This is a genomic window from Nostoc sp. (assembly GCF_036917655.1).
Classification (GTDB): Bacteria; Cyanobacteriota; Cyanobacteriia; order Cyanobacteriales; family Nostocaceae; genus Nostoc.
In genome coordinates, this window is the sequence record NZ_JBALCY010000048.1 from 1 (window position 1) to 13,428 (window position 13,428).

General features: G+C 44.7%; 10 protein-coding genes. 4 read left to right on the plus strand and 6 right to left on the minus strand.

The window, feature by feature from the left end; all coding sequences use genetic code 11:
• Positions 1-241: 241 nt before the first annotated feature.
• Together V7K30_RS17635 and V7K30_RS17640 are read right to left on the minus strand one after the other, a co-directional pair.
• Entirely contained in the window at positions 242-1,921 is a 1,680-nt protein-coding gene (locus V7K30_RS17635) for a DUF1565 domain-containing protein (RefSeq protein WP_335001380.1), read from the minus strand.
• A gap of 345 nt (positions 1,922-2,266) precedes the next feature.
• Positions 2,267-3,001, minus strand: coding sequence for an LssY C-terminal domain-containing protein (locus tag V7K30_RS17640; protein ID WP_335001382.1), 735 nt, complete (start codon positions 2,999-3,001; stop codon positions 2,267-2,269).
• Between the two features lie 202 nt (positions 3,002-3,203).
• Between V7K30_RS17640 and V7K30_RS34275 the strand changes: the two genes are divergently transcribed.
• Both V7K30_RS34275 and V7K30_RS17645 read left to right on the plus strand, forming a co-directional pair.
• Entirely contained in the window at positions 3,204-3,302 is a 99-nt protein-coding gene (locus V7K30_RS34275; RefSeq protein ID WP_442941073.1) for a zinc-ribbon domain-containing protein, read from the plus strand.
• A gap of 44 nt (positions 3,303-3,346) precedes the next feature.
• Positions 3,347-4,120 (plus strand): AIM24 family protein, encoded by a 774-nt coding sequence (locus V7K30_RS17645; protein ID WP_335001384.1) that lies wholly within the window; start codon positions 3,347-3,349, stop codon positions 4,118-4,120.
• Between the two features lie 339 nt (positions 4,121-4,459).
• On the opposite strand, the gene V7K30_RS17650 is transcribed toward V7K30_RS17645, so the two are convergent.
• The 3 genes from V7K30_RS17650 to V7K30_RS17660 all read right to left on the minus strand — a co-directional run bounded on the left by V7K30_RS17650 (position 4,460) and on the right by V7K30_RS17660 (position 9,471).
• Positions 4,460-6,841 (minus strand): phosphoketolase family protein, encoded by a 2,382-nt coding sequence (locus V7K30_RS17650; RefSeq protein ID WP_335001386.1) that lies wholly within the window; start codon positions 6,839-6,841, stop codon positions 4,460-4,462.
• A 662-nt stretch (positions 6,842-7,503) separates the two neighbouring features.
• The gene (rimM, locus tag V7K30_RS17655; protein WP_335001388.1) at positions 7,504-8,085 is read right to left on the minus strand and encodes a ribosome maturation factor RimM; all 582 of its coding nucleotides are present in this window, start codon (positions 8,083-8,085) and stop codon (positions 7,504-7,506) included.
• Between the two features lie 102 nt (positions 8,086-8,187).
• On the minus strand, positions 8,188-9,471 hold the full coding sequence (locus V7K30_RS17660; RefSeq protein WP_335001390.1) for a valine--pyruvate transaminase: 1,284 nt from the start codon (positions 9,469-9,471) through the stop codon (positions 8,188-8,190).
• 290 nt (positions 9,472-9,761) lie between these two features.
• Between V7K30_RS17660 and V7K30_RS17665 the strand changes: the two genes are divergently transcribed.
• Positions 9,762-10,871: an S-(hydroxymethyl)glutathione dehydrogenase/class III alcohol dehydrogenase gene (locus tag V7K30_RS17665; RefSeq protein ID WP_335001392.1), complete on the plus strand. Its 1,110-nt coding sequence runs from the start codon at positions 9,762-9,764 to the stop codon at positions 10,869-10,871.
• A 277-nt stretch (positions 10,872-11,148) separates the two neighbouring features.
• Positions 11,149-11,607, plus strand: a complete 459-nt coding sequence (locus V7K30_RS17670; RefSeq protein ID WP_335001393.1) for a DUF29 domain-containing protein — start codon at positions 11,149-11,151, stop codon at positions 11,605-11,607.
• A 36-nt stretch (positions 11,608-11,643) separates the two neighbouring features.
• On the opposite strand, the gene V7K30_RS17675 is transcribed toward V7K30_RS17670, so the two are convergent.
• A complete protein-coding gene (locus V7K30_RS17675; protein WP_335001395.1) occupies positions 11,644-13,323 on the minus strand; it encodes a hybrid sensor histidine kinase/response regulator in 1,680 nt (559 codons plus the stop codon).
• Between the last annotated feature and the right edge of the window lie 105 nt (positions 13,324-13,428).

The window sequence follows — 13,428 nt, forward strand, 5'->3', positions numbered from 1 at the left end:
ATTCAAGTTATGCTTTGAATATTTCCCCTTTCTCCTCTAGCTGTCTAGGCTAATGCTCGGCTAGATTTCCTCACCTACATGGATATTGAGTTGTCGTTGGTTGAGGATTAAAGTGCGAACTCTACCCTCTTCCCTTGAAGGGAAGGGGGCTGGGGTTCTTGGGGTTTTATAAGTAATCAAGCGGACATGATATTGCCCCTACAAAAATCATCCGATTTTGCAAACTAAATTAGTTGACCAATCAAGCAGTCACAATATAAGGTGAGTCGATCGCCGCTACACGACTAGCGTCTAGCAAAGCTTGGTATACCATCACAGTTACCTCAGCGCGTGTAGCATCGCGGGTAGGATTGAGTTGTTTGAGATTCGGGTGATTGACGATAATCCCCTTGTCTATAGCTTTTACGACCTGATCCTTGGCATAATCAGGAATCTTTGCTTGGTCATCGAAAGCTTTGATAGATGCTGTACCATCAGCAGATAACCCCAATCCATTCACTAGAGAGACAATCACTTGCACCCGCTGGATATTTTTGTTGGGGCTAAAGCTATTGTCGGGAAAACCAGAGAGAAATAAACCTTGATATGCTTGCTGAATTACCTTGGATGCCCAGAAGTCTGCGGGTACATCTTTGAATTTGACCACGGGGCGGTTTGGTGATGGGTTGAAAGCTTTTACCAGTAATGCGGCATATTGCGCCCGTGTCATTGTCGCATCGGGTTTAAATGTGCGATCGGGAAAACCATTAACTATCCCTAATTTTACTAATTCCCGAATAAACTCACCTGCCCAATGATTCGCAATATCGGTTAATTCTATAGTAGGCGTAGGTGTCGGAGTGGGAGTAGGCGTGGGCGTGGGCGTTGGTGTCGGCGTCGGAGTAGGCGTGGGAGTGGGAGTGGGAGTGGGTGTCGGCGTGGGAGTCGGAGTAGGCGTGGGCGTTGGTGTAGGCGTGGGAGTAGGCGTGGGAATGGGTATTGGTGTCGGAGTAGGCGTGGGCGTGGGTGTCGGAGTGGGTGTCGGAGTGGGAGTGGGCGTGGGTGTCGGAACCGAACTATCTGCAAACTCTACGTTTCCGGTGACTTTAGACGCATCTATTTTATTTCCTACGGAAACCAGCTTGTTGGAACTGGCATTTTGCAAATCAAATTTACCGTTATTTTGTAGAGTATTGCCGCCTGGATTATTGGTACTGCCGATATCCGGTAGGGCACTTCCAATTACGGTGATCCCATCGTCAGTGTTATTTTCACAGACATTGTTACGCAATACCGGACGAGTACTGCCAGAGATGACAATTCCAGAACGATTTTCGGAAATTTTGTTATCTCGAAGTATGGGTGATGCAGTATCACTAATGGCAATGCCAAAACCTGTTTTGAACAAGGTATTATCTTGAATTTGACCTTTGGAATTTTTAGCGATCGCAATCCCATTAGCTGCATTTTCACTGAACACATTACCTAGAATAACTGGGTTAGCTTCGCCTGTAGCAAATACTCCCTCCCGCTTACAGTTAGTGAAGGTGCTATTAGCAACAGTAGGGGCAGTTGATTCAATCCAGACACCACTACCACGGCTAGCCAGATTTGTTACAGTCACCCCCCGGAGTTCAGCTTTATCCAGCAGCACAAATGTGACATTCTGACCAGCAAAAGTACGGCTCAGGTAGTTACCACTTCCTTCAATCAAAATACCATTACCTTTATTGGTTTCATTACCTACCACTGTCACGCTAGATGGAACCGTTAGCGGAAAGACTTCACCGCTAGCAGCATTATAATTCCCATTTGCTAGTTGAATTTTAGTGTTATCTGTAGCTACCTTGAGGGCTTGGGTAATAGTTTTGAACGGGGCTTGTTGGCTACCAAGGTTAGTATCGCTACCTGATACTGGATTTACATAAAAAGTCTGAGCCATATTTATACTTCCAAAAAATACATAGCTATCCTAACGCTAACCATAAAAGTGAGTAGCAGTTGATGCATTAAGTTACTTAAAGTACTTGTCACTGCCAAGTTAAAAAATTACGTAAATGCTTTTGGATTTCATTAAGTCAAACTATTTTAAATAGTGTTGCGGCCATGACCATACTTGATTTTTGAGATTAACAGGCTCTGGATTATAGCGTTTCCTAATGACATGAAGTACATCATAGCCCCCTCTGGAAGAGCGGGGAGGGGGTTGGGGATGGGGTTCTTGTACTTCACTCAACTGAGAACCGCTATAGACAAAAGACTTAATGTTTTGTTTGGGGAATACTGTTCATTGAAGTACACAAATAGTTACTTTCCCATCTGTGTAATATCCGTCGCCTCCTCCATTACGACCTTGCCATGTGGCTCCGATACCTGTCACTTGATATAATTGGGCAATCTGGTGTGTATTGCCAATACTTTTAACCAGGTTATCTCTTTCTCGATCAATGTTTGCATCAATGTGGTGAGTAATCTGTCCTGTGTGGTGGCTAAGTTCGACACTTTGATCAAATGTCGCTGAACCTAACCATAGAGGTCTTTGTTCGCTACTCAAGTGGTTCGATTGCCACAAGCGCACGTGATGTCGCTGCTTGGCATTATTGCCTACGGGTAGTTCAAATGCCAGATCCTGTTTGCGTCCCCACAAATATAAATTACTCACAGGTGCAGTTGGGTAAGATTTCTTGAGGAGAACACTTTTAGCAATCCCAGCACTTGAGCGTAAGGTGATCGGGTCTGCTGGATACCAACCTGCGGCCAGTAGTGTCTGCACTACTTCTGCCGTCGTACCTATAAATTCAATATTCAGCGGATCTCCAGAGATACCTTCTGCGGTTTGCGTCATTTTCGGAGAATGTTCCAGCTTTGGGTTATGTTCGTAGTGACGCCACAGTTTTGGTAAAACGACATAACTCACCAGTCCATATAAGCCTACTAAACTAACTAACGTCCCAAAAGCGTACCAAAACCAATGCCGATGTTTTGGGCGTGGGTCTATATTTGAGTTAGAGGCTTTTTCCATTTGAATTCGAGTGAGAATGCTATATTTCCTTTTTTAATTAATCATCGCATCCTTGAAACAAAATTTCAGAAAAACTTTGGAAGTGTTCATCTTTTTGACTTTTACCTGTGGATAAATCTTGTTGGAGAATATTATCAAAACCTGTAACTTGGGACTGTTAAAAATAAGGTAAGAAAGGTGATTGTAAGTTAGCATACCCGTAATGATAAATTTCTGTCCCTATTGCAACCATCAGTACCCACTTGGTAACAAGCTCTGTAGCGCCTGCGGCAAGGCAATCCCGTTAATGATGTCGCTATAGGCAAGCTCAGTGATTTTCCAAAAAACTATCTGCGAGATCATACTATGTCTGACTTCAACAGTGAACCGATACCAGAATTGAGAAATCCCCAACAAACCTTTCATTCAGGTGACTTAAATTTAAGAATAGAAGGAGAAGTAGTACCTGTGGTAGATGTCCATCTGGGACAACAGCAATCAGTTTACTTTGAACATCATATTCTACTGTGGAAACATCCCAATGTTCGTCTTGGTGTCAAAGGTTTAAAAGGGGCAGCCAAGCGTTTCTTTGCTGGACTGCAAATTTTCATCAGTGAAGCACATGGGCCGGGAAATATCGCTTTCTCTCGTGAGGCACCAGGACAGATTGTAGTGCTGCAATTAGAGCGTGGACAGACAGTGGATGTACGTGAACATCAGTTTTTGCTAGCTACCAGTAATATTGAGTACAGTTTCTTTTTCCAGCGAGGGCTGGCGAACCTCTTTTTTAGCCGTAGTGGCGGATTATTCATCGATCGCTTCATTGGACAGCAACAAGGGGGGTTGCTTATAATCCACGGTTACGGCAATGTTTTTGAAAAGTACCTTGCTCCTGGAGAGGTGTTGGATGTAGAGCCAGGGGCATGGCTGTGGAAAGACTCATCAGTCAAGATGGAGACGGTGACGGCCTTGCAATCCAGTGGCGGCATTTTAGGAGCGATTGGGGTGATGCTCGGCGGCATTTCATTTACCCTTAACCGCTTTATTGGCCCTGGTCGCTTGGGGTTACAATCTATGACTTATCACCCTCCTGCATCTGAGGGAGCAACTCAAGTCGGTGGCAGCAGTAATTTCGGTTAGGGAATTCCAAAAAATAAATTATCAAATTTCTGGACTTCAGTACGACTTTTCGTCTCCCTGTTAAGAGCTAATATCTCCCCTGCTTTCAGAGCGTTCGCGTAGCGTCCCGCAGGGATGAGATATTTTCTTATTTGGAAGTCCCTTAAATCTGTGAGCCTACATTAATCAGGACTTACGCAAAAAGGCGGTGAAAGCCCTGATTTCCCGTAGGGGCAATTCATGAATTGCCCCTACAGCGTGTAGTTTTGCGTAAGTCCTATTAATGACAGGTGATAAAAACAAACAAGGGAGACAACGGATACAAGGGAGAAAATTTTACCTTGTCTCCCTTGTATCCTCTTAATAGGGCCACTTCCAGTCACGAATTTCCGGCATATCGTCGCCATACTTATCAATGTAGTGCTTGTGTTCGATTAGCTTATCTTCCAGATGCTGCTTGACATAAGCTGCCTTATATCCTAGCTTTGGCACGCGATCAATTACGTCCATTACTAGGTGAAAGCGATCGAGATCGTTAAGCACAACCATATCAAAGGGAGTAGTGGTAGTTCCTTCTTCCTTGTAGCCACGCACATGCAAGTTATGATGGTTGGTGTGGCGATAGGTTAGGCGATGAATCAGCCAAGGATAGCCATGAAAGGCAAAGATGATGGGTTTGTCTGTGGTGAAAATCGTGTCAAAGTCTTTTTCGCTCAAACCGTGAAGATGTTCGCTTTTTGGCTGTAGTGTCATTAAATCGACTACGTTCACTACCCGCACTTTTAAGTCAGGGAAGTGCTGGCGCAATATGTCTACAGCCGCTAAGGTTTCTAAGGTGGGAATATCCCCAGCACAAGCCATCACTACATCTGGTTCACCGCCTTTATCGTTGCTTGCCCATTCCCAAATACCGATGCCTTTGGTGCAGTGCTTGATAGCAGCATCGATGTTGAGGTATTGCAATGCTGGTTGCTTTCCAGCAACGATAACGTTGACATAGTTGCGGCTTCTTAAACAATGGTCAGTTACTGATAGCAAAGTGTTGGCATCGGGGGGCAAATACACGCGCACGATCTCTGCTTTCTTATTGATCACATGGTCGATAAAACCGGGGTCTTGGTGGGAGAAGCCGTTGTGGTCTTGTCGCCAAACGTGGGAGGAGAGTAGGTAATTGAGGGAAGCAATCGGTTTACGCCAGGGAATATCTAAGGTAGTTTTCAACCATTTGGCGTGTTGGTTGAACATCGAGTCAATGATGTGGATAAATGCCTCGTAGCAAGTGAACAGCCCGTGACGTCCTGTGAGGAGGTAGCCTTCTAACCATCCTTGACAACAATGTTCGCTGAGAATTTCCATCACGCGACCGTTGGGGGAAAGGTGGTCATCTTCAGGATAAATCTCGGCTACCCAAGTTCTATCTGTGACTTCCAACACGGCATCCAAACGATTTGATGCCAATTCGTCGGGGGCAAATATGCGGAAATTGCTACTTTCTTGGTTAAGTTGCATAACATCGCGCAGGAATTTGCCGGTAACTTTGGTAGCTTCTGCGATCGCCTTTCCTGGTTGGGAAACATCTACGGCATAGGCTCGAAAGTCGGGCATCTTCAGGTCGCGCAGCAAAATACCGCCGTTAGCGTGGGGATTGTCACCCATGCGTCGATGTCCTTTGGGAGCCAGTTCTGCTAGTTCGGGAATCAGCTTGCCGTTGCTGTCGAAGAGTTCTTCTGGTTTGTAACTCTTCATCCAATCTTCTAGAAGTTTCAGGTGTTCTGGCTGTTTGGCGATGTTGCTCAAGGGAACTTGGTGCGATCGCCAAGAACCTTCAGTTTTTTTACCATCCACTTCCTTGGGGCCTGTCCAACCTTTGGGGGTTCTCATGATAATCATCGGCCACTGGGGACGTTCGCTGAAACCATGTACACGGGCTTCTCTTTGGATGCTTTGAATTTCGGCGATCACTATATCTAGAGTCGCCGCCATCTGCTGGTGTATGTCTGCGGGATCGTCACCTTCGACAAAGTATGGTTTGTAGCCGTAGCCAACCAATAAGCTTTCTAATTCCTCATGGCTGATGCGTGCCAATACTGTTGGATTGGCAATTTTATACCCATTCAGGTGCAGGATCGGCAGTACAGCCCCATCATGCACGGGGTTCAGAAATTTGTTGGAATGCCAGCTAGTCGCTAAAGCACCTGTTTCAGCTTCGCCGTCACCGACAACAGCAGCAACGATCAAGTCAGGGTTATCAAAGGCAGCACCGAAAGCGTGGACGAGGGAATAACCTAGTTCCCCGCCTTCGTGGATCGAACCAGGGGTTTCCGGTGCAACGTGGCTGGGAATACCACCAGGGAAAGAGAATTGTTTGAAGAGTTTCTGAATTCCTTCAGCATCCTGGGAGATGTTGGGATAATACTGGGTGTAAGTGCCTTCTAAGTAGGTGTTGGCTACCAGTCCAGGGCCTCCATGACCAGGGCCAGCAATATAGATCGTGTTTAGGTCATATTTTTTGATGACCCGATTCAGGTGAACATAGATCAAGTTCAGCCCCGGTGTTGTTCCCCAGTGACCCAAAAGCCTGGGTTTGACGTGTTCTTGCTTTAGCGGTTCTCTGAGTAGCGGATTGTCGAGTAGATATATCTGCCCAACCGAAAGATAGTTAGCTGCACGCCAGTAGGCGTTTATCTGACGTAATTCTTCATGTGTTAAAGGCTTTGTCTGTGGAGTCGTTGCTAATGTCATTTCGACACTCCATTCCAAAAGGATTTTGACGAACTCATCAGTATGTAATCTTACTTATTTTTAAGCTGATGGCCATCTACCCATGAAAAATTTTCTCAGCCTTTGTGACTAAATTTCTTCTTTCTTGGCACAGAATGGAAAGCGATGTCTACGACGAGCGACGCCTACGCTATTGATTAATACTATAAATATAAGATAAAACCTTACCCTCAATCCCTCTTTTTACCAAGGAGAGGGAAGCCGGAGGCAGGGTGAGGTTTTATATTTAATTTGACCCACTTACTTATAAATATGTATTTGTTTGATCATAATTATCTAGTTCTAAACTATAGCGGTTCTCACTTGAGTGAGGTACAAGAACCCCACCCCCAACCCCCTCCCCGCTCTTCGATAGGGGGCTATGATGTACTTCATGTCATTAGGAAATGCTATATACTCTAATGCTACTTTTAGCATTAATAAATAATTAGGAGAAAGAGTTCCTAATTTTCGGATTAATCGCTGCCTATCCATAACAACAATTTGATAAGAAAGCCTAGCATTGCCACATTTACTAGATTAATAGATAGAGTGTGTACTCTAATTTTCTCATGCTTTAAGCTTTGCTTCCCCTTGAAATATCCAGTACAGCGAAACTAGCTAGAGGCAGATCGAGAAATGACCTAATTATTAATTTCCAACAAACCAGGCGGTGGGGTAATTTCAATGCGATTAGATTTCAAGTCTACTACTGGTGCGATCGCTTCCACAAATGGAATCAAAACAGTCTTTTGCTTTTTGTGATTTGTGATTTGTTGTTTATCAGTAGTAAATGATTCATGCAACTTCACTTCTAACAAATCATTCCCGGCAGCAATGATATCTACCACTGTACCGACGAGTTCGCCAGATGCTTGCATGAAAACTTCCAAACCAATCAAATCGAGGACATGATATTCATCTTCGCCTAATTGAGGGCGATCGCTTGCTGGCACCATTAACTTACAACCGCGTAACGCCTCCGCCTGATCGCAATTTTCCACACCAGCTAATTTGATCACATACAAGTTTTTGTTACTGATATAACGTCCTGCCAATAATTGGATTGGTTGTAGTTCTGTTTCACCTGAACGCAACAACCAACGTTTTCCCGGCACCTGAAATCTTTCAGGGAAGTCAGATACAGGATAAACCCGTAATTCCCCAGACAATCCTTGAGGGGAAACAATCTTACCAATTTCTAGCCAATTATCTTGATTTGTCATTTGTCATTTGTCATTTGGTATTGGGAAAGAATTCTTATAACTCCTAACTCCTGTACAGACGCGATTAATTGTACAGACGCGATTAATCGCGTCTCTCCTAACTCAAGCACTCACAACTGCACGCTGATAAGCTTCTTCAGCCACTTTTGCTAAACGTTGCATAGCAGTGGCAATCTCCTCATCGCTGCCGGTGAGGCTGATGCGGAAACATTGGTGCTTGTGCGCCCACTCTTCCTCTAAACCAGGGAAGAAGGTACTTCCAGGGACAATAATCACACCTACTTGCTTGAGGCGTTGGTAAAATTCCCAATCACTGATGGGTAAATCCTCTAACCACAACCAAGCAAAAATTGCCCCTTCACCGCGATGGAGAAACCAAGGTAAATTCTTGGGCATCGCTTGTTCTAAGCTGGTTTCTAAAACGGTAAACTTATTTTGATAAAACGGACGGATGACAGTGTGAGAAATTTCTACTAATGCACCAGAATTGATTGCAAAAGCTGCGATCGCTTGGCCGTAACGTGAAGAATGGAGACTCATATTTGCCTGGAAACACTCCAGCACCTCAATCCACTTTTCATCCCCAATCGCAATCCCAATCCTTTCTCCTGGTAATCCGGCTTTCGATAAACTCATGCAGTGGAGGATATTATCACCAAACACTGGTGTCATTTCGGTAAAGTTCAATGCTGGGAAGGGAGGCGCATAAGCCGAGTCAATTAACACGGGCAGATTATAAGGCGCAGCCAAGGCAGCAATCTTTTTCACCTCATCATCAGTGAGAACATTACCAGTGGGATTACAGGGGCGAGAGAAGAGGACACAACCCGTGTTTTCGGTAATCGACAGTTGGCTGAAGTCGGGGCGATATTTAAATCGGTGGGCAGCTGCATCGATATCGAGAGTCGGTTTGTAGGCGATTAAGGCTTTTGGAACTAAGCAGATACCGCCGTAACCTGTGTAGTCAGGACTGAGGGGTAAAACGATTTGTTTTAACTCGCCACTGGGGGTGTAGCCACCAAAGCTATTGACGGCGTAGAAGTAGAGGGTTTGACTACCTGGGGTAATAAGAATATTGCGATCGCTTAAGTTTAACCCGTAGCGTTTGTTAAAATCATTAGCGATCGCTTCCACAAATGGTGCATAGCCCTGACTTGAGCCGTAGCGACAAACTACCTCACCATATTCTGGGCTAGCCAAAAGCTGTGCAGTACAATCCCGCCATAACTGCTCTACCTCTGGCAAAATCAACGGATTACCAGCACTCAAATTAATAAACTGCTGCCCTGCACCCGCTCGTAATGTTTCGATAATATCCTTCATGATTGCTCTTACGCCAGTCAGGTTGGACATTTGAGCGCCAATTTGAGTTAGGGCAGGGTTCATAAGCTGTGACAAAATGTATTAATTGAGGGGTGAACAAATTATTTGGGGGTTGCTGCTGACATCAAGTTTACATCGTTGCCAAAACAGCTGTTGCCGCCTTTAACCAATCTAGCTAGAGAATGATATTTTAACAAAGTGATATTTATCCTTATAGCGGCGATCGTGCTTAGTAAATACGATGAAGTGATACAAAAGTGTATCATGCGCTCAATATGTTTATGTTTAAGTGAAAGAATCCCTGTGCTTCAGCACTGGGAAGAACGTCAAAAAACTATACAGGAGGGCTGACGTTGCAAGTTAAAGCAGCAGTAGCTTACAGCGCAGGTAAGCCGTTGACGATTGAAACCGTTCAACTATCGGGGCCACAAGCCGGGGAAGTGTTAGTTGAGGTGAAAGCCTCCGGGATTTGTCATACCGATGCCTTTACCTTATCTGGTGACGATCCCGAAGGTTTGTTTCCGGCAATTTTGGGACATGAAGGTGCTGGTGTGGTAGTGGAGGTGGGTGCTGGTGTCACTAGTCTGAAACCAGGGGATCATGTGATTCCCCTCTACACTCCCGAATGCCGCCAGTGCGAATATTGTCTGAGTTTCAAAACTAATCTCTGTCAAGCCATTCGCTTAACTCAAGGACGCGGTGTTATGCCCGATGGCACCAGTCGCTTTAGTCTCAATGGGCAGATGATTCATCATTACATGGGTACATCGACTTTTGCCAACTATACGGTGCTGCCAGAAATCGCCTTGGCAAAAATTCGGGAAGACGCCCCATTTGATAAGGTTTGTTACATTGGCTGTGGTGTGACTACCGGTGTTGGTGCAGTCATCAATACTGCCAAGGTGGAACCGGGAGCAAATGTCGTGGTTTTCGGCTTGGGTGGTATTGGCTTAAATGTCATCCAAGCGGCGCGGATGGTGGGAGCGAATATGATTGTCGGGGTGGATCTGAATCCCAGCAAACGCGCTTTGGCAGAAAAGTTTGGCATGACGCACTTTGTCAATCCCCAAGAAGTTGAGGGTGATTTAGTTCCCTATCTGGTTGATTTAACCAAAGGCGGTGCTGATTACAGCTTTGAATGTATCGGTAATGTCAAAATTATGCGTCAAGCATTAGAATGCTGCCACAAAGGTTGGGGCGTCAGCGTGGTTATTGGTGTTGCTGGTGCTGGACAGGAAATCAGTACTCGTCCTTTTCAATTAGTAACTGGGCGCGTTTGGAAAGGTTCAGCATTCGGTGGCGCTAGAGGGCGTACAGATGTGCCGAAAATTGTTGATTGGTATATGCAAGGTAAGATAAACATTGATGATTTGATTACCCATGTTATGCCTATTGAGCAAATTAATGATGCTTTTGAATTGATGCACAAAGGTGAATCAATTCGCAGTGTGGTGACTTTTTAGCTGTTAGATTCAAAGCTTTTTCTCAAAACACAATCAACTGTAATGCATGTCAACTTCAGCCAGAACACGAGAGAAAATTCTCCTTTCCAACTTCTGGCTGGAAATGCATTAAGAGCGGCTCTGCCGCAAATTCAGGAGGCGGCAGCCCTCACAATAAGCATTCCCAGCCAGAGTCTGGGAACTAGAGAAATTTATTAGGACAGGCTTTCACCTGAAGTTGACACCAATGCACATTTATGAGTCTTTACTATAATTAGGGAAAACAGAGGGAAACCTGATGCCAAACCTCTACGAAAATGACTTTTATACTTGGACTCAACAACAGGCTAACCTTCTGCGTCATCACCAATGGAACCAGCTTGACCTGCCTAATTTAATTGAGGAAATCGAATCTTTGGGAAGAAAGGAACGCCAAGAATTGAGAAATCGTCTTAGTATAATAATTGGACATTTGCTCAAATGGGAATATCAACCAAAGCTACGCAGTCGTAGTTGGTTAGCGACAATTAGAGTACAAAGACGGGAAATTCTCAAGTTGTTGAGCGAAAATCCTAGCCTGAAGTCTTATCTTGAAGAAGCGCTCCAGGAATCCTATCAAAACGCTAGGGATTTAGCATCAGGAGAAATAAATCTGCCACTCTCAACTTTTCCCAAGCAATGTTTATATCCTTTTGATGAAATTCTGAGCGATCGCTTTTATCCAGGTGAGTCTACCACAGATGGTTTAATGAATTGACACTCCTGAGTCAAAATTCGCAAGTAGCAAAATTTGTCAACTTGATAATACTCTATCAAAGTATCGATCAATTTCTGCGGTAAGTATTTCAAAGTCTACAGGTTTGGTTAAGTGGCATTTGAAACCAGCCCGAAGCGCAAGTTCGCGATCCTCCTGGGCACCGTAGCCGGTCAGCGCAATCAGAATTGAGCGAGTAAATTTGGAGTCTTTACTCAGTTCTTGTGCAACGGCGAATCCATCCATTTCGGGAAGTCCGATATCACAAATAATCACATGAGGCTCAATTCGCCTTGCGGTTTCTACCCCTAAAATTCCATTGTTGGCAATGTAAACCTCATGCCCAAAATATTCAAGCACTGCTTGTAATGATACGGCTGAATCCTCGTTATCTTCGATGACTAAAATCTTCAATGATTTTTTAGCCGCCTCTATAATCTCCAGGTCGTTATCCAAGGCTGTAATCTCTTCGCATACAGGAAGAGTGACTTTGAATTCTGCTCCCAAATTGATCCCTCTACTTGAGGCTTCAACATTACCACCATGAAGTTCCACAAGACTTTTGACTACCGAGAGTCCCAAACCTAGCCCGCCCCTCGAACGATCTAAGCTGCGATCGGACTGGGTAAATGGCTCGAAGAGTTCTGGTAACATTGTCGGGTCTATTCCTATACCTAAATCTCTTACAGATAAGATCGCCACACTGCCTGAGCCATTCTCACCTGCCATAACTGAGAGATCCACCCAGATGATCCCACCTGGCTTTGAAAACTTTAAGGCGTTATCAACAAGGTTCCCAAAGATTTGGAAGAAGCGGGTGGAGTCAACATAAGCCCAAACAGGCTTGTTTGGCAGGTCTTCTACTACGGTAAGGTTCAATCTTTTTATTACTTGTGCATGGTCATTGAGACTCTGGCGAACCAAATCTACCAGATTAAACTTCTCAAGGTTTAATGAAATCTTCCCGTAGGTGATGGACGATACGTCGAGTAGCTCATCGATCAATTTTGAGAGGTGCTTAATCTGATGTTGCATCATTAAAACTGTTTCCCCAACTGCGCCAGTCTCGCCCACTTTCAACTTGAGAAGCTGAACCCCGTTCGAGATGGGGGCAACGGGATTCCTCAGCTCGTGAGCTAGCATCGCAATGAATTTGTCTTTAAGGGCGTTTTGGTTCGTAAGTTTCTGGAAAAGTTGAACGTTCGATATCGCAACTGCTGTAGTGTCGGTCAGAATCTCAAGCAGTCCTATCTCTTCAGGCGTGGCTCGGTGTGGTGTACTCCAGTAGGCTCCGATCACACCCAATGGATCAGAAACCCGTATGGGAACCATCACTAAACTTTTGACAAAAGTTACTTTGTAGGCATCAAGAGGAATTCGAGCATCTTGGTAAATGTCCTCAATCACGGCTGCTTGTTTATTGAGCATTGCCCAACCGGAGATACAAGACTTGAGCGGAAAACGCATACCTTTCCAAAGTGGCCCAATTGCGTTTTCATCGACATAGTGGCAACATTCACCATCCCGCAGTACAAAAGTTACTCCATCAGCATTTGTGAGATCGCGAGCAGCCAAACGCACAATCTCAATAATTTCCTCAATAGTCCGCACACAAGCCAAATCCTTCACAACCGAAAGCAGCCTATTGTAAGACGAAATACTATAGCTCTGATGTGAATTCTGTTCTTGAGAGATGGAGGCTTGTAATATATTTTTCATAAACAACTCCGAACAAAAGGGAAGTCTGTGCAAAACTCAGGTAAAGCGGGTAGGTTTTAGCAGACACCTACTCTTAATCGTAATCTTAACTTTGATGTTAAGAGT

Excerpts from the sequence above, each read along its gene's own strand:
- V7K30_RS17635 (WP_335001380.1), bottom strand. The coding sequence starts at position 1,921 with ATGGCTCAGACTTTTTATGTAAATCCAGTATCAGGTAGCGATACTAAC.
- V7K30_RS17640 (WP_335001382.1), bottom strand. The coding sequence starts at position 3,001 with ATGGAAAAAGCCTCTAACTCAAATATAGACCCACGCCCAAAACATCGG.
- V7K30_RS34275 (WP_442941073.1), top strand. The coding sequence starts at position 3,204 with ATGATAAATTTCTGTCCCTATTGCAACCATCAGTACCCACTTGGTAAC.
- V7K30_RS17645 (WP_335001384.1), top strand. The coding sequence starts at position 3,347 with ATGTCTGACTTCAACAGTGAACCGATACCAGAATTGAGAAATCCCCAA.
- V7K30_RS17650 (WP_335001386.1), bottom strand. The coding sequence starts at position 6,841 with ATGACATTAGCAACGACTCCACAGACAAAGCCTTTAACACATGAAGAA.
- rimM (WP_335001388.1), bottom strand. The coding sequence starts at position 8,085 with ATGACAAATCAAGATAATTGGCTAGAAATTGGTAAGATTGTTTCCCCT.
- V7K30_RS17660 (WP_335001390.1), bottom strand. The coding sequence starts at position 9,471 with ATGAACCCTGCCCTAACTCAAATTGGCGCTCAAATGTCCAACCTGACT.
- V7K30_RS17670 (WP_335001393.1), top strand. The coding sequence starts at position 11,149 with ATGCCAAACCTCTACGAAAATGACTTTTATACTTGGACTCAACAACAG.
- V7K30_RS17675 (WP_335001395.1), bottom strand. The coding sequence starts at position 13,323 with ATGAAAAATATATTACAAGCCTCCATCTCTCAAGAACAGAATTCACAT.